The sequence below is a fragment of the Maribacter flavus genome (assembly GCF_008386635.1).
GTDB lineage: Bacteria > Bacteroidota > Bacteroidia > Flavobacteriales > Flavobacteriaceae > Maribacter > Maribacter flavus.
On the sequence record NZ_VUOE01000002.1, the window covers coordinates 53,796 to 70,305 of the forward strand.

Below are 16,510 nucleotides of genomic sequence, written 5' to 3' on the forward strand. Positions count from 1 at the left end.
CACTAAGGAACCAAGAACTCACCTTTCCAATTGTCTTCCTTCGCATAGGCTATTCGAATATGGTTAGGTCTTTTTAACTTTAAGTATTCGATTCTAAAAGGTTCAATTTCAATCATGGAGAAAAAATGGTCTCCGGTAAGGTATTCCAAGTTATCCGGATTTTTTAAGGTGCTTCCCGGTGCAGTATCGGTCGTGTAATCCTTTTTATTGCTCTCGGGGATGTCCTTCCACATGGTCTGAAGTTTGTTTTCATCGGTGACTACGGAAGCTAGTCCCTCGATCTTTACCTGTAAAAGTTTTTCGGGATGATAAAAAAGAAGGCTAACGTTCGGGTTTTCCGTAATATGGATGACTTTTTTGGAACGCTTATCAGTATAAAAACAAAGATGCCCGTTTTCATAGACGTGCCTTAGAACTATGGTGCGCAATCTTGGCAATTTGTCCACGCCCACGGTTGCAAATGTCCCAAATCTAAAGGGGTGTCCTTTTTCCTCAACGCCCTTTTTAAGTTCGTCCTGAAGTTCGTTCCAAAAGTAATCCATCATTTTTTTAATAAAAATACAAAATCAGGGTAGGGTTTTTTATGCCTTGGTTGTTATAAATACAAATTGCTATGAAAAAGAAGATTTAGTTAATGATTCATTTTTAGGTTGGTTTTTGATTTTAATTAGTAAGCTCGGGGTGGTTCCCGAGCTTTTCTTTTTTTAAATGTAAGGTTTGTGAATTTTTGACGACTAAAAATGCGGAATACAAAGTGCTATGAAAGAGAAATTTTTCAATATTGTATTCCAATTAGGTTGGTTGAGAAAGCCCGGTATTGGCCGGGCTTTTGTTTTTCCATAATTATTTTAAGTGGGAAATTCAATTTGTAGGAATTGATTCAACTATTTTATTTCCAGTTGATTGTATCTGCTTATTTGAATTGATAAATAAACTACTTGACCTTGTAGTCCAGTCGCATGGTAATGGAGGCCGTTTTGTTTTTTGAATCGGTATTATAGGCCCCGCCCCAAGAATAATCCTCTCCGGAATTCTGACCTGTGATTTGAAAAACGCCCATTTTAGCGGAAATCAATTCACCTAAGTCACTACCTGAATTTTCAGCAATTTTTTCGGCTCTCAACCGGGCATCTTCGGTGGCCTTGGAAATCATTTCTATTTTAAGGTCGGCCAACTTGGTGTAATAATACCTTGGCGGATAGGAATTGAATTGAACCCCTTTGTTTAAAAGTTCCGTAATTTCCCTAGAGACGCTTTCTATCAGACTTACATCTTGTGACTCTATTTTTACGGTCTGCATAAGTTGGTACCCCCTAAAGATGCTGCCAATATAATTTCCGTTTTCGTATTTGTTGTCCCTTTGCTCAATGGTTTGCACGCTATTGAAAATAATCTGGTCGTCCTTGATGCCCTTGGAGGTCAAATAGTCCCGTACGATACTTTTATCGTTGTTCAATTGGTCAAAGGCCGATTTAAGATCCGTACTGTTGGCCGAAAACTGGCCTTCCCAGACAATTAGATCTGATGTAAAGTTTTCATTGCCCAACCCCGTAACCGAAATTATCTGTGGCGGATTGGCCCTTTTTACGTACGCATTGCCCAAGAAAAAAGCTGCAATTACGATGGCGGCCGCAAAGATTATCGCTGAAATATGTTTCAAAACAATTGTCTTTAATTCTGATAAATATACCAAAAGATAGTTTTCAAAAAACTTCAAATTGCTATTTTTGCCCATGCAAAATAATGTTCTTATACTGGATTTTGGTTCCCAATACACACAACTCATCGCTAGACGGGTTAGGGAATTGAATATTTTCTGTGAAATAAAACCGTACAATAAGCTGCCGGATGATTTAACCGAGTACAAGGCCGTTATCCTTTCCGGGTCGCCACACTCCGTTAGGGCAGAAGATGCTCCGCATCCTGATTTAAGTAATATTAAGGGCAAGAAACCACTTTTGGGAGTTTGTTACGGAGCCCAGTATCTGGCACATTTTAATGGCGGTAAAGTTGAAAAATCCAATACCAGGGAATACGGGAGGGCCAAGTTGGCCAAATTGTACGAACAGGACCCCTTTTTAAGGCATATTGAGGTAGGTAGCCAGGTGTGGATGAGCCATGCAGATACCATAAAAAATCTCCCTGAAAAATCAATTTTATTGGCCAGTACACACGATGTTGAAAATGCTGCGTTTAAGTTTATAGGGGAGGATACTTACGGAATACAATTTCACCCAGAAGTATATCACTCAACGGATGGAAAACAGATTTTGGAAAACTTTTTGGTACACATAGCCAAAGTAGCGCAAACTTGGACACCTGCCGCTTTTGTGGAAACCACGGTGGCCGAACTGAAGGCTAAGATCGGTGATGAGAAAGTAATCCTTGGACTATCCGGTGGGGTAGATTCTTCCGTGGCCGCCGTTCTATTGAACAAGGCCATAGGCGATAATTTGCACTGTATTTTTGTAAATAACGGCCTGCTTAGGAAGAACGAATTTGATGATGTACTGCATCAGTATAAGGATATGGGGCTGAATGTTAAGGGAGTGGATGCTTCGGCACGCTTTTTGGACGCGTTGGAAGGGGAAAGTGACCCGGAAAAGAAACGAAAGACCATTGGTAGGGTTTTTATTGAAGTTTTTGATGACGAAGCACATAAGGTTGAAAATGCAAAGTGGTTGGCACAAGGAACTATTTATCCAGATGTTATAGAATCGGTTTCCGCAACGGGAGGCCCATCGGCTACTATAAAAAGTCACCATAACGTAGGTGGTCTCCCAGATTTTATGAAGCTTAAGGTAGTGGAGCCCCTAAAAATGCTTTTTAAGGACGAAGTGAGAAGAGTTGGTAAAAGTATGGGATTGGAACCAAACCTATTAGGAAGGCACCCCTTCCCAGGACCCGGTTTGGCAATACGAATTTTGGGAGATATAACTCGGGAAAAAGTTGCCATATTACAGGAAGTAGACCATATTTTTATACAAGGTTTGAAGGATTGGGGTCTTTATGATCAGATTTGGCAGGCCGGAGCCATGCTTTTGCCCGTAAATAGTGTAGGGGTGATGGGCGATGAGCGTACCTATGAAAAGTGTGTCGCTTTGAGAGCCGTAGAAAGTACGGATGGTATGACCGCGGATTGGGTAAATTTACCGTACGAGTTTTTGCAAAAAACTTCAAACGATATAATCAATAAAGTGCCCGGTATAAATAGAGTCGTATACGACATTAGCTCCAAACCGCCGGCCACCATTGAATGGGAATAATTATGAGAGGATTTATTAAGGTTTTTCTAACTGTTTGCTTTTGCACGTTTTTGGGGTGTAAGGCCCTTGGCCAAAAATTTACGACCCATTCGGTAAAGCAAAATGAAACTTTATACAGTATAGCCAAACAATACGGTGTTTCACAGGAAGAAATCCTAAAATATAACAAAGAGCTTAAAAACGGAGCGTCCTTGAGCATCAATACCATATTGGTAATTCCCAGTTCAAGCGGTGCCGTAACCAATACCAAGTCAAACCAAAAGGAAAAGGGCCAGGTCGCAAACGGGGAAGTGGCGGAACTGGTCAATCGAATAATGAACGATTCCGTTGCCAAAAGGGAGCCCATAGGTTTTGTGGAACATAAGGTCAAGAAAAAAGAAACTTTGTATGGTATTGCAAAGGAATATGGAGTAGCCGAGGAGGAAATCAAAAAGTACAACACCCAATTGTATGCTGCTCAATTGGACCGTAAAATGGTGATAAGAATCCCCAAATACAGAAAACCAACGGAACCTCAAAACACTATTGATATCGGGGATTTTGAGAAATATATCGTGGCGCCCAAGGAGACACGGTGGAGTATTGCCCATAAGTACGGAATTACCATAGATAGTATGTTGGTGCTGAACCCCTCGCTGTCCAAAACATCCAACTACTTACAGGAAGGTTACGAACTGTTGCTACCTCGAATAGCCGGCTCCACAGTGGAGAATCAGGAGACACAACTGTTTACTTCCTACACGGTACCACCAAAAATGAACTTTTACAGGCTTGAAAAGGAATTTGGGGTCAAATCCGATGAAGTCGTGCGCCTAAATCCCGAGATTACGGAGCGTGGAGGGCTTAAAGAAGGTATGGTAATCCGTTTGCCAGAAAGAAGATTGGATCCAGGGGAAATTAATACGGATAATTATATTTTTTACGAAGTTAAACCCAAGCAGAACGAATTTCGATTGACCCGAAAGTTTGGAATGAGCTGGGAAGAGTTGATTCAGCTGAACCCAGAACTTAGGGATGGGCTAAAGGCCGGAATGGTACTCAAATTGCCCAAAAACCAAGTGGGCGATTTTGAGGTACGAAACTCCCTTGTATTGGATAAGATAAATCTTCTGGATAGTATCAATGTGGAAAACAGGCCCAAAATCATGTTCCTGTTGCCATTTAGATTGGATAAATTGGATTTAAACGATGCCGAAACAGTTGAGTGGACCATACAAAACAGGAATAGTCTAAAATACAGTCTTGGTCTCTATTCAGGTGCTTTGGTGGCGCTGGATTCCATAAAATCACTAGGAGTATCAGTTGATGTGAAGACCTTTGACAATCGGCTGGACCTTCAAAGGACCAAGGAAATTCTACAGCGCGAAAATTTAGGGTCCTACAATGCCATTTTTGGGCCTTTGGATGTTCTGTCCCTAAAAGAGGCCTCAACGCAGGCGGCCAGTTACAATTTGCCCGTTATCGCACCTGTACCCGCAAAAAGCGATATAAGTCTAGGCAATGTATTTTTCTCCTATACGCCAGAGGAGACCTTACGGGAGCACCTGTTGAAATTTATATCGGATAAACGGGAGGACGAGAATATTATCATTATCGCAGATGCCAAAAACAGGATTGTAAAGGATTCTATTTTAAGCAAATTTCCATCGGCGAAATTGGTCACCGTAAAGGAAGAGGAGGAAAACATCGGTATCAACCGTGATAAATTGGAACAGCAATTGTCCAATGAAACAGAGAACTGGGTTTTTGTGGAGTCGGATAATTTTAAACTGATTTCCAGTGTGGTTTCTATTTTGAATTCCTTCCATAATTCCGTTTTGGAGATGGAGGACCCCAAGGCGAAAAAAATCCGTGTTCGCATGTTTACGACCGATAAAAACAATGCCTTTGACAACGACGTAATCTCAAGTACCCATTTGTCCAATCTACGATTTACATATCCATCCGTCTACAGGGAAGCCCCTTCAGATGCCTTTGAGCGAAGATATAAGGCAAAATACGGGGTCGTGCCGGACAGATTCGCGGTGCGAGGTTTCGATGTTACCTTTGATCTCCTATTAAAACTGGCATATAAGAACGATTTGTTGGGTGTTTCAAAATTCATAGGGGAGACCCAATATAGTGGAAGTAAATTTGACTATGAAAAGGATATCTCTTCTGGATATTTCAACAAGGCTTCCTACATCATGGGGTATGACAATATGTATATCAAGGAATTGGAGTAAAAAACCATTTCAATTCTTAGTCATTTTACCAAGATAAATCGCCAAATCCCAGTAATTAGGATGAGATGCATATCGGTATTCATACTACTTTTTACAATGTCATGCTCCCTTATTAGGGCTCAGGAAGAGGTTCCATGGTCTCCCCAAGGTAAATTGGAATGGAAGGACTTTAAAGGGGATGTTCCCTTAGGCGCCAAAGCAGCGGCCACTACGGCTAGCGGGATCAGTTACAGTTTTTCCACTTTTTATGAAAAGGGCGAGATGAAAGTGGATTACCAAGTGCAGGCATTTTTTTATCCCACCAAATCTTGGTACAGGCCCCAAATTTGCAACGATATAACCCTGCTCCACGAACAGTTGCATTTTGATATTTCCGAAGTATTTGCCAGAAAAATGGATCGTGAAATGTCCGAAACAAAATTTACAAAAAACATCAAACAGGAAGTACGCGTGCTTTACAAACGTATTTTAAAGGAGTTGGATGTATTCCAGCGGCGCTACGATTTGGAAACCGATTTTTCCCGAAATATCGAGAAACAAAAACTATGGCAAAAGCAAATAAACAGTCTTTTAAAAGGGGAAAGTAGTTCTTGAAGTATACGGGCTTTTAATGGTTGTCAAATCGGTCCAAATAAAAAATCCCTTTTTTATGAAAAGGGATTTTAAGTAATGATCCAAAGATATTAAACGTCGCAGATGGTCACACCTTGTTTCAAAGCGGCTATTTTATCTTCCCAACTTGGCACAAACTCCTGCGCTACATGTCCGGTATATCCGGTTTCCAAAATAGCTTTCATGACCGCTGGATAGAATATCTCCTGTGTTTCGTCAATCTCGTGCCTGCCAGGGTTTCCACCCGTGTGATAGTGACCGTAATATTGATGGTAGTCCTGTATGTTCCTAATTATATCACCCTCCATGATTTGCATGTGGTAGATATCGTACAATAATTTAAAGTTGTCCGAACCAATGGTCTCGCAAAGGGATACCCCCCATTGGGTGGTATCGCACATGTAATCCTTATGGTTTACCTTACTGTTCAAAAGCTCCATCTGAATGACAACGCCGTGCTCTTCGGCCATCGGTATTATTTCCTTAAGCCCTTTGGCGCAATTGCGTAGGCCCACCATGTCGTTCATACCGTTTCTATTCCCACTAAAACAAATCAGGTTGGTATATCCTCCTTCGGCTACCAAAGGAATGACCCTTTTGTAATCTTCAATGAGTTCTTTATGATATTGTGGGTCGTTCCACCCTTTTTCAATACCAAGACCGGCTCCCCAACACATGGAGGCGTGTATGTTATATTTTTTTAACAGGGGAAACTGTTCCGCGTCCACCAAATCGATGGCCCTAATGTCCAATTTATTCAGTTCCTGCAAAAAGGTTTCAAAGGGAATGGAACCATAACACCAATAACAAGCGCTATGGTTGATATTATGCTTTAATTTAAATGGTTTTTCAGTAAGGTTTGCGCCCGTACCTGTACTAGCGGAAGCCATAAAACCTACGGATGCCACCGCAGAAGTACCTATAAAGTCCCGTCGTTTCATAATGGTTTTAAATTGTTGATTTCCTAAAGATAATTTTTTTAGATTTAAAAATGGAATTAAAGCCCGATAACCGAAAATTAATAGAATTGGCCCATTACAGGATGCCTTTTGGAAAATACAAGGGCCGCTATTTGGTGGATTTGCCAGAGGCTTATTTGGTCTGGTTCCAGCAAAAGGGTTTTCCAAATGGAAAATTGGGTGAATTATTGCGTTCTATGCTTGAAATAAAGACAAATAATTTGGAATCCCTAATTCGGGGAATTCAAAAACATTTTCCAAAGTAAAGTCGGTTAGTTCTGTTCTCAATTTGTACCTTTGTGTCCCGTAACATAGAAATCGAAAAATGGCACAAACCAAATACATCTTCGTTACGGGAGGCGTTACTTCATCCCTTGGAAAGGGTATCATTGCCGCATCTTTGGCAAAATTACTTCAGTCAAGAGGTTACAAGACTACCATACAAAAATTAGATCCCTACATCAATGTAGACCCTGGTACACTCAACCCTTACGAACATGGTGAATGTTATGTTACCGATGATGGTGCGGAAACCGATTTGGACCTTGGCCACTATGAACGTTTTTTAAACGTCCGTACCTCCCAAGCGAACAATGTGACCACGGGCAGGATTTATCAAAGTGTCATCGATAAGGAACGAAGAGGCGAGTTTTTGGGAAAGACCGTTCAGGTAGTTCCCCACATCACCAATGAAATCAAGGAACGTGTACAGGTATTGGGCAACAGTGGTGAATACGACATTGTCATAACCGAAATTGGCGGAACCGTTGGGGATATCGAATCCCTGCCCTACATAGAGGCCGTGCGTCAATTGCTTTGGGAATTGGGAGACAATAATGCTATTGTGGTGCATTTGACCTTGGTACCTTATTTATCCGCCGCAGGTGAATTAAAGACCAAACCTACCCAGCATTCCGTAAAGACCTTAATGGAAAGTGGTATAAAGGCCGATATTTTGGTATGCAGGACGGAACATAAAATCTCCGATGATATAAAGGATAAATTGGCCCTCTTTTGCAATGTAAAAAGGGAGGCGGTCATTCAAAGTATCGATGCGTCCACCATTTACGATGTCCCCATTCTGATGCAAGAGGAGGGATTGGACACCGTAACCCTTCAAAAATTGGCCTTACCCGATACCAATGAACCCGATCTTACCAATTGGAAGGAATTCTTGGAACGGCATAAAAACCCAAAGAACGAAGTAACGATCGGTTTGGTGGGTAAATACGTAGAACTTCAGGACTCCTACAAATCAATTTTGGAGGCCTTTATACATGCAGGTGCCAAAAATGAGGTAAAGGTCAATGTGCGTTCCGTACATTCGGAATACATTACGGACGGTAACCTGGAAAGCAAGCTGAAAGGATTGGATGGCATTTTGGTAGCCCCGGGTTTTGGGGAACGTGGTATCGAAGGGAAAATAAAGGCCGTTAACTATGCCAGAACCAACGAAATCCCATTTCTGGGGATATGCTTGGGAATGCAAATGGCCGTTATAGAATATGCAAGAAATGTATTGGGACTTAAGGAAGCAAGTTCCACCGAAATGAATTTGGATACCCCGGACCCGGTAATCAGTCTTATGGAGGAGCAAAAATCCATTACCAACAAAGGAGGTACCATGCGATTGGGTGCCTGGGATTGTCTCCTTAATGAAGGAAGTTTGGTACAGGAGGTCTATGGCGGTGCCACGGAAATATCCGAAAGACATCGACATAGATACGAATTCAACAATAAATATAAAGCGGATCTGGATGCCGCCGGTTTGGTTGCATCGGGAATCAACTCCAAAACTAATTTGGTAGAAATCGTAGAATTGAAGGACCACCCTTGGTTTATTGGAGTACAATATCACCCGGAATATAAGAGCACCGTGGCCAATCCGCACCCGTTGTTCGTTGGTTTTGTAAAGGCCGCCTTGGTACACAAAAAGTCACAAACTAATGCCAGTATGGCATAAACTACGTATTTGGGCATATATTTGCTCCTTGAGAACCAAACATTTACTATCACATAGTATACTTAAATGGAAGAGAAGAAATTAGATGTAAAGTCTATCATTGGGTTTGTCTTGATTTTTGGAATCTTGATTTTTATGTTCTATCAAAACAAACCTACCCCGGAAGAATTGGAGGCACAGAAGGCGAAACAGGAACAAATGGATGCAGCGGCCGCGGAAGAGTCATCTCCTGAGGATATTGTAATCGACGATACGCCGGCCGTAAACCTAAATGATTCTACAGCCGTTGCAGGCTACAAGAGTCAAATAGGTGCATTTGGATTTACCACGCCAAAAGGGGGAACCACGGTCTTGGAGAATGATGTGCTTTATTTGGAGATAAGTAACAAAGGAGGTCATGTGGTAGAGGCAAAAATGAAAAATTTTGTAACCTATGATTCGGTCCCCGTTTATCTGGTAAAGGATGGCAACTCAGCCTATTCCATTGATTTTTCCACCACGGATAACAGGGTCTTGAATACAAAGGACCTATTCTTTGAACCTACATTGACCAAATCTGGGGACAACCAAGTGCTTTCCATGAAAGCCAAAACCTCCAACAACCAGTTTTTGGAATATCGATATGAAATGAAGCCCGGTGAATATTTGGTGGATTTCACAGTGCGTACCCAAAGGCTGGACAGAATCCTCAACAGTAGCAAGCCTGTTACACTGGATTGGAAGATGAAAGGTATCCGGCATTCCAAGAGTATCGAATATGAAAATAGATATACCCGTTTAACCTACCATCATGAGGATGGCAAATTAAGTAAACTTTCCGCCGGAGGCGATGATGAGGAAACCGAGGAGGACATCAAATGGATTTCCTACAGACAGCATTTCTTTAGCTCCATTTTAGGTACCGATGAACCCTTTAAAACAGGGGAGTTGAAATCCCAAGATTTGGTAGAGGAGGAAAGTAGGACCTTTGGCTTTACCAAAAATTATGCATCCAAACTCCCGTTGGAAATTAAGGGAGGGGAAATTGCCAAAAATTTGTACCTCTATTATGGTCCCACGGACTTGGAAGTACTTTCCCAATACAAGGAGGCTGGCCTCGCAGACTCCATACCCTTTGGATGGGGAATTTTTGGATGGATAAACAGATATGTTTTTACTCCTTTTTATGGATTTTTGAGTACCTACTTCCCGTATGGAATCGCCATCATCATCATGACCATTCTGGTGCGTTTGGCCATGTCTCCCGTGACCTATAAGTCGTATTTGTCCCAGGCAAAAATGAAGGTACTACGGCCGGAAATCAATGAATTGAACGAAAAGTACAAGGACAATGCCATGAAAAAGCAGCAGGAGACCATGAAATTGTATGGTAAGGCAGGTGTTAGTCCTATGAGCGGTTGTGTACCGGCATTTTTACAGATGCCTATTTTCTATGCCCTATTTATGTTTTTTCCCACGTCCTTTGCGTTACGCCAAAAGTCGTTTTTATGGGCGGACGACCTTTCCTCCTTTGATACCATTTATCAATTTCCGGAAGGCTTCTCCATACCATTCTATGGCGACCATGTGAGCCTTTTTCCAATTTTGGCCTCCATTGCCATCTTCTTTTACATGATGATGACCACGGGACAAAATATGCCCACCCAACCTGGGATGCCCAACATGAAGTTTATCATGTACTTGATGCCTTTTATGATGTTGTTCTTCTTTAACAACTATGCCAGTGGTCTTAGTTTGTATTACTTTATTTCCAACTTGATCACCATTGGAATTATGCTCGTTATCAAGAATTTCATTCTGGATAATGATAAGATCCATGCCCAGATACAGGAGAATAAAAAGAAGCCTAAAAAGGAAAACAAGTTTCAGCGTAAAATGCGTGAAATGATGGAGCAAGCGGAAGCACAGAAAAAGAAATAACCCTTTTTTTAACCCGGATTATACATTAGAAAAGCTGTTACAGCTAAATATCGCTTCAAAATAAATCGCTGCGCTGCGTTTTCAATTTCACCATAGCGGTGCTATGCTAAAATTTCCAAACCACTTTATTTTTTTGCGCTTTTCACCTTCACGAGGTTCCCTAATGCAAATACCGGGTTTAAGACTATAAAATGAAAAGCCTCTACGTAGTTCGTAGAGGCTTTTGCCATTGATTAAGGTTTGGTTTGGTAAGATTTGGGAATGTAAAATTGCGACTTGTTCACAGATAAAAAAAAACTTAGTTGCAAAGGGTCTTTAGTTGTATGCTAAATGTTGTTTATATGATGTTTGAGAACATACAAGAAAAGCCTCCCTAGAATAAGGAAGGCTTTTTATCAAAGTTACGTTTCAAAAATTAATGTAGGGCATCAATAATTTCCTGTGGCAAAAGTACTTTATCTATAATATGTACAATACCGTTGCTGGTCATTACATCTGGCATTGTTACGTTGGCATCCACGTGTGTTTTATCCCTAATCTGTACACCGTGGTTTAAAATAGCGAATAGGGATTCCCCTTGTACGGTTACAATCTCCTGATGGTCGGATAGGTCAGTAGAGGCCACTGCGGCTCCTGCAACTACATGGTAGGTAAGCAATTGGGCCAACAGCGCCTTCTCCTCATCGGTATCAAAATCTTCCAGGCTATTGAAGTTTTCACCCAGACTATCCAACAGGGCCGCAAATGCTTCGTTTGTTGGTGCGAATACCGTAAATGGACCTTCGCCACTTAAGGTAGCTACCAAACCAGCATCGGCCTGAATCAATGCAGCTACTAGGGAACTCAAGCTTTCTGTAGCTTGGGCAGCTTCAACAATATTGGGTACGGGAGGTACCAACGCGTCCAGAGCTGCCTGTGGTAACAATACTTTGTTGATAATATGTACAACGCCATTGCTTGCCTCAACATCAGGTATTGTTACCGTCGCGTTTTCTCCAGTGGCATCGGCTACGTGAACGGTGCCATCCTTTATATTAATGGCCACGTTTTCTCCTTGAAATGTCTCAATTTCCTGTCCATCGCTCAATGCTGTTGAAAAAGCAGCCGTTCCGGCAACGACATGGTAGGTCAGAATGGTTACCAGTAAATCCTTTTCGGCATCGGTATCAAAATCGGACAGACCATTATAATCATCCCCTAAGGTATCCAACAACGCGGCAAAAGCTTCGTTTGTTGGCGCAAAAACGGTAAAAGGACCATCGCCGTTCAAAGTTTCCACCAGACCGGCATTCGCCTGGGTTAGAGCCCCAACCAAAAGGCTTAAATTGTCTGTTTCCACAGCAATATCCACTATGGACTTTAATTGCATTTGGGTTACGAAATCAATAGCACTTTGAGGCAGTAATACCTTATCAATCGTATGTGCAACACCATTGGATGCCATTATATCGACCCCGGTAATATTGGCGTCCGTACCGGAAGCATCCCCAATTACAAAGGTATCCCCTGAAGCGATAACCTCTATGCTGTTATCTGGAAGGGCAGTTGGTACTTCCCCGGGGGCTAAATCGGTCGACTTAACCTCAGCAGCTATTACATGGTATAACAAGATGTCCTTTAAGAGGGCCATTTCTTCCATAGTGTCAAAGTCATCCAAACTATTGTAGTCGTCCCCAAGAAGCTCCAACAAAGCCACGAAAGCATCATCCGTAGGTGCAAAAACGGTAAAGGGGCCATCAGAACTTAAAGTAGCGACCAAATCGGCTTTGATTACTGCAGCTTCCAAAATGGAAAGTGCTTCGGTATCCACCACAATATCTACCAAGGTACCAGTTTCATTTTCCATTTCGCCAGCATTCAAGGCATCGATAATTTCTTGGGGCAGCAATACTTTATCAATAACGTGAACGATTCCATTGCTAGCTGTCACATCAGGAATAATTACTTGGGCATTCATGTCAGTAGCATCATCAATAAAAACGCCACCTTCCAAACTAATGGTAAGCTCCTCTCCTTGAACGGTCGTGACCATCATACCATCTGTCAAGTCTGTAGAGGCGGCGGCCGTACCTGCTACCACATGATAAGTTAGAATTTTGGCAAGTAGGGCACGTTCTTCATCCGTATCAAAATCTTCCAAGGAATCAAAACCCTCCAATTGCCCTAACAGCGCTGCGAAGGCATCGTTGGTAGGAGCAAATACGGTAAAAGGGCCATCGGAGCTCAATGTTCCAACCAAATCGGTTCCCTCATTAATATCTGCAGTAGTTAGTGCGCTCACGAGGGATGTCAGAGCATCTTCATCTTGGGCAATGTCAACAATGGTAGCTGAATCCACAACTATGGGTTCTTCATTCTCGTCCTCGCTACAGGAAAAGGCAAAAGCCAACACCAATAGTGTCAGAATAGGTTTAAAATAGGTAGTAATTGTTTTCATATTATTTTTGTTTAAGTAATTTTAAATAAAGTTAAACAATATTAAATGTTCGTATTTAAAGCTTTGTTAAAATTTAGGGTCTGAGAGGATGGGTTTTTATATGCCATTCATCGATGAAGTGTAATAAAATCTGTTGATATTAATTAAAGCAAGGACCATTTCCATATCGAAAATTTTATCAAACTTTAACATAATTGATTGTTTTTAAGATGATTCAGATTGGTAGTTGTAATACAAATCGTTATCCCGCTTTGGATGACAATTATTAATTTGGATTGGCCAACTTTTCAAAAATGTAGTTGTTGATGTACCGGTATCGTAATTTTGTACTTTTGTAGCGACAAAGTAGTCAACATGAAAAAAGTTGTAATTGGACTTTCTGGCGGAGTGGATTCCAGTGTGGCAGCCTATCTTTTAAAAGAACAGGGTTACGATGTCATTGGACTCTTTATGAAGAATTGGCATGACGACTCCGTAACAATTTCTGAAGAGTGCCCTTGGCTGGAGGACAGCAATGATGCCCTTATCGTTGCGGAAAAGTTGGGTATTCCCTTTCAAACAGTGGACCTGAGCGTTGAGTACAAGGAGCGCATCGTGGACTACATGTTCCGTGAATACGAAATGGGGCGTACGCCAAACCCAGATGTGCTGTGTAACCGGGAAATAAAATTCGATGTTTTTCTTAAGATCGCCTTGCAGCTAGGTGCGGATTTTGTTGCAACCGGGCATTATTGTAGAAAAGGGACCATTACAAATGCGGATGGAACTGAAACCTATCAGTTGTTGGCCGGTAAGGATACAAATAAGGACCAGTCTTACTTTTTGTGCCAACTTTCACAGGAACAGCTGTCCAAGACCTTATTTCCCATTGGGGAATTGACCAAACCTGAAGTCAGGCAGATTGCCGCAAAGATGCATTTGATTACGGCCGATAAGAAGGATTCTCAAGGTCTTTGTTTTATTGGTAAGGTACGATTGCCAGAATTCCTGCAACAGCAACTCAAACCCAAAAAAGGTAAAATTGTTGAGGTTCCTTCAAGTGAAAATAAATTTGAGCTTACAGTTCCCAATTTTGACGACAAAGTATCGGAACTTGCCTTTTTTGCCAGAAAACCTCAGTACTCGCTTGAAGACGGAAAAATAGTAGGAGAGCACCAAGGGGCCCACTATTTCACCAAAGGACAGCGTAAGGGTCTCAATGTGGGAGGGACAAAGGAGCCATTATTTGTAATTGAAACGGATGTTGAACAGAATATCATTTACACTGGGCAGGGAAAGTCGCATCCTGGACTCTATAGAAGAACTTTGTTCGTGCAGGAACCCGAAATTCACTGGGTCCGACCGGACCTAACCTTGCATACCGATGAAAGCCTTAAGGTTAAGGCCCGGATAAGATATCGACAAGAACTTCAGGAAGCCACTCTATATAAATTAGAAGGTGGCATGTATGTCGATTTTGAGGAAAAACAATCGGCCATCACGGAAGGCCAGTTCGTTGCCTGGTATCTTGGTGAGGAGCTCGTAGGTTCTGGGGTAATTTCGTAGGTGAACTTTCCGTCAAGCATTAAATTGGTAAATAAGGGATGCAAAACAGGATAACCGAATTATTTCAAATAAAATATCCCATCATTCAGGCAGGGATGGTCTGGGCCAGTGGCTGGAAATTGGCATCCGCCGTTTCGAACGCAGGCGGATTGGGCCTTTTAGGTGCAGGAAGCATGTATCCGGAGGTACTTAGGGAACATATCCAAAAATGCAAAAATGCTACCGATAAACCTTTTGGGGTAAATGTTCCAATGCTCTATCCGAATGTTAAAGAGATTTTTGAGATCATCGAAGAAGAAGAAGTACGCATCGTTTTCACTTCAGCAGGAAATCCTAAAACCTGGACGGGGTATTTAAAGGAACGTGGAATAACCGTTGTACATGTTGTGAGCAGTCTAAAATTTGCAATAAAGGCCCAAGAGGCCCGGGTGGATGCCATTGTGACCGAAGGCTTTGAAGCGGGTGGACACAACGGAAGGGACGAGACAACTACCTTTGTCCTTATACCCTTGGTGAAGGAGAAAATCCAAATTCCTATTATAGCTGCTGGCGGAATCGCCACTGGGGCTGGTATGCTTGCTGCCATGGTTCTTGGTGCCGATGGCGTACAAATTGGAAGTAGGTTCGTGGCCACTAATGAAGCGTCCAGTCATATAAATTTCAAGCATCAGGTGGTTAAGGCACAAGAAGGGGACACGCTATTGACCTTGAAGGAGTTGACCCCGGTACGTCTATTAAAGAATAAGTTTTATTCTGATGTGCAGGCCGCTTATGCTAGGGATGCCAAACCAGAAGAACTCAAGATTCTTTTAGGAAGGGGCAGAGCAAAAAAAGGTATGTTCGAGGGTGACCTGGAAGAGGGCGAACTCGAAATAGGTCAGGTCTCATCCATTATCCATGATATAAAACCTGCCAAGGAAATCATGGAGGAAATCATCGATCAATACAATGGATGTCTTAATCTACTTTGCAACGGGAAATAGAAATCCTCATTGAAACGAATCTTAAGTTAATTTTCTTCCTTTGAAAAAGTGAACGTTATCCTTGCACTGGTCAACACGCCATTTACTTCCTGAACGTCTAGGGAAAGGGTATATGAAAATTGTGAATCATCCTCGTTAAAGGAGACATCATAAACATTGGAGCCACAGGACACTACCAATAAAAGATCCTTTTGATTCAATTGCCAAGTCCCTGATGTGGTATTCTTCGTGCAGCCATCCGTTTGTGTACCCGTGTTATAGGTATAGGTCCTATTTTCGTTGAACGTGTAAAATGCATCCTTGGAACAATCGCTGGACTGGTTGTAAATATCCGTGCTTGGATTGTCTTCGGAATCATTGCTTATATCCACCTCCGTATCCGCCGTTATTCCAATGATTTTCCAGGTTCCTACCAGCGTAACTTCCGTTTCCAACAAATCTCCGGTTAAAGGCGATGGACATTCTACAGGGTCCTCGTTTAAATCACAATTAACGAATAGCATGCATAGTACGACAACTCCCAAATTTTTAAAAACATGTAAGTTCATAAGGCTTCTTTTTTGAAAAGATGCGCTTATTGAAAAAGGTTGCCTAAGATGT

The 16,510-nt window shown here is 41.9% G+C and carries 13 protein-coding genes; 8 read left to right on the plus strand and 5 right to left on the minus strand.

Annotated features, from left to right (window positions below; translation table 11 throughout):
• Positions 1-2: 2 nt before the first annotated feature.
• Together F0361_RS10595 and F0361_RS10600 are read right to left on the minus strand one after the other, a co-directional pair.
• A complete protein-coding gene (locus tag F0361_RS10595; RefSeq protein WP_154918597.1) occupies positions 3-545 on the minus strand; it encodes a pyridoxamine 5'-phosphate oxidase family protein in 543 nt (180 codons plus the stop codon).
• Between the two features lie 389 nt (positions 546-934).
• A complete protein-coding gene (locus F0361_RS10600; RefSeq protein ID WP_154918598.1) occupies positions 935-1,660 on the minus strand; it encodes an SIMPL domain-containing protein in 726 nt (241 codons plus the stop codon).
• A gap of 73 nt (positions 1,661-1,733) precedes the next feature.
• Between F0361_RS10600 and guaA the strand changes: the two genes are divergently transcribed.
• The 3 genes from guaA to F0361_RS10615 all read left to right on the plus strand — a co-directional run bounded on the left by guaA (position 1,734) and on the right by F0361_RS10615 (position 6,085).
• Complete coding sequence (gene guaA, locus F0361_RS10605; RefSeq protein WP_154918599.1) at positions 1,734-3,266, plus strand: glutamine-hydrolyzing GMP synthase; 1,533 nt, start codon at positions 1,734-1,736, stop codon at positions 3,264-3,266.
• A gap of 2 nt (positions 3,267-3,268) precedes the next feature.
• Positions 3,269-5,491, plus strand: coding sequence for a LysM peptidoglycan-binding domain-containing protein (locus F0361_RS10610; protein WP_246160870.1), 2,223 nt, complete (start codon positions 3,269-3,271; stop codon positions 5,489-5,491).
• Between the two features lie 96 nt (positions 5,492-5,587).
• Positions 5,588-6,085, plus strand: a complete 498-nt coding sequence (locus F0361_RS10615) for a DUF922 domain-containing protein (RefSeq protein WP_246160871.1) — start codon at positions 5,588-5,590, stop codon at positions 6,083-6,085.
• Between the two features lie 89 nt (positions 6,086-6,174).
• Here F0361_RS10615 and F0361_RS10620 read toward each other — a convergent pair whose 3' ends face one another.
• On the minus strand, positions 6,175-7,044 hold the full coding sequence (locus F0361_RS10620; RefSeq protein WP_138259227.1) for a hydroxypyruvate isomerase family protein: 870 nt from the start codon (positions 7,042-7,044) through the stop codon (positions 6,175-6,177).
• A 50-nt stretch (positions 7,045-7,094) separates the two neighbouring features.
• Between F0361_RS10620 and F0361_RS10625 the strand changes: the two genes are divergently transcribed.
• From F0361_RS10625 to yidC, 3 genes are all read left to right on the plus strand, one after another.
• The gene (locus tag F0361_RS10625) at positions 7,095-7,328 is read left to right on the plus strand and encodes a DUF3820 family protein (protein WP_138259226.1); all 234 of its coding nucleotides are present in this window, start codon (positions 7,095-7,097) and stop codon (positions 7,326-7,328) included.
• Positions 7,329-7,387: 59 nt separating this feature from the next.
• A complete protein-coding gene (locus tag F0361_RS10630) occupies positions 7,388-9,025 on the plus strand; it encodes a CTP synthase (RefSeq protein WP_154918601.1) in 1,638 nt (545 codons plus the stop codon).
• A gap of 66 nt (positions 9,026-9,091) precedes the next feature.
• On the plus strand, positions 9,092-10,945 hold the full coding sequence (yidC, locus tag F0361_RS10635) for a membrane protein insertase YidC (RefSeq protein WP_154918602.1): 1,854 nt from the start codon (positions 9,092-9,094) through the stop codon (positions 10,943-10,945).
• Between the two features lie 415 nt (positions 10,946-11,360).
• Here yidC and F0361_RS10640 read toward each other — a convergent pair whose 3' ends face one another.
• Entirely contained in the window at positions 11,361-13,382 is a 2,022-nt protein-coding gene (locus F0361_RS10640; protein WP_154918603.1) for a fasciclin domain-containing protein, read from the minus strand.
• Between the two features lie 354 nt (positions 13,383-13,736).
• On the opposite strand from F0361_RS10640, the gene mnmA reads away from it, so the two are divergent.
• Positions 13,737-14,927: a tRNA 2-thiouridine(34) synthase MnmA gene (gene mnmA, locus F0361_RS10645; RefSeq protein WP_154918604.1), complete on the plus strand. Its 1,191-nt coding sequence runs from the start codon at positions 13,737-13,739 to the stop codon at positions 14,925-14,927.
• A gap of 38 nt (positions 14,928-14,965) precedes the next feature.
• On the plus strand, positions 14,966-15,910 hold the full coding sequence (locus F0361_RS10650; protein WP_154918605.1) for an NAD(P)H-dependent flavin oxidoreductase: 945 nt from the start codon (positions 14,966-14,968) through the stop codon (positions 15,908-15,910).
• A 26-nt stretch (positions 15,911-15,936) separates the two neighbouring features.
• Here F0361_RS10650 and F0361_RS10655 read toward each other — a convergent pair whose 3' ends face one another.
• A complete protein-coding gene (locus F0361_RS10655) occupies positions 15,937-16,458 on the minus strand; it encodes a DUF5004 domain-containing protein (protein WP_154918606.1) in 522 nt (173 codons plus the stop codon).
• Positions 16,459-16,510 lie beyond the last annotated feature (52 nt).

Bases quoted from the DNA above. Each gene is read 5' to 3' on its own strand.
- F0361_RS10595 (WP_154918597.1), bottom strand. From the start codon at position 545: ATGATGGATTACTTTTGGAACGAACTTCAGGACGAACTTAAAAAGGGC.
- F0361_RS10630 (WP_154918601.1), top strand. From the start codon at position 7,388: ATGGCACAAACCAAATACATCTTCGTTACGGGAGGCGTTACTTCATCC.
- F0361_RS10610 (WP_246160870.1), top strand. From the start codon at position 3,269: ATGAGAGGATTTATTAAGGTTTTTCTAACTGTTTGCTTTTGCACGTTT.
- F0361_RS10625 (WP_138259226.1), top strand. From the start codon at position 7,095: ATGGAATTAAAGCCCGATAACCGAAAATTAATAGAATTGGCCCATTAC.
- guaA (WP_154918599.1), top strand. From the start codon at position 1,734: ATGCAAAATAATGTTCTTATACTGGATTTTGGTTCCCAATACACACAA.
- F0361_RS10620 (WP_138259227.1), bottom strand. From the start codon at position 7,044: ATGAAACGACGGGACTTTATAGGTACTTCTGCGGTGGCATCCGTAGGT.
- mnmA (WP_154918604.1), top strand. From the start codon at position 13,737: ATGAAAAAAGTTGTAATTGGACTTTCTGGCGGAGTGGATTCCAGTGTG.
- F0361_RS10655 (WP_154918606.1), bottom strand. From the start codon at position 16,458: ATGAACTTACATGTTTTTAAAAATTTGGGAGTTGTCGTACTATGCATG.
- yidC (WP_154918602.1), top strand. From the start codon at position 9,092: ATGGAAGAGAAGAAATTAGATGTAAAGTCTATCATTGGGTTTGTCTTG.
- F0361_RS10650 (WP_154918605.1), top strand. From the start codon at position 14,966: ATGCAAAACAGGATAACCGAATTATTTCAAATAAAATATCCCATCATT.
- F0361_RS10615 (WP_246160871.1), top strand. From the start codon at position 5,588: ATGTCATGCTCCCTTATTAGGGCTCAGGAAGAGGTTCCATGGTCTCCC.
- F0361_RS10640 (WP_154918603.1), bottom strand. From the start codon at position 13,382: ATGAAAACAATTACTACCTATTTTAAACCTATTCTGACACTATTGGTG.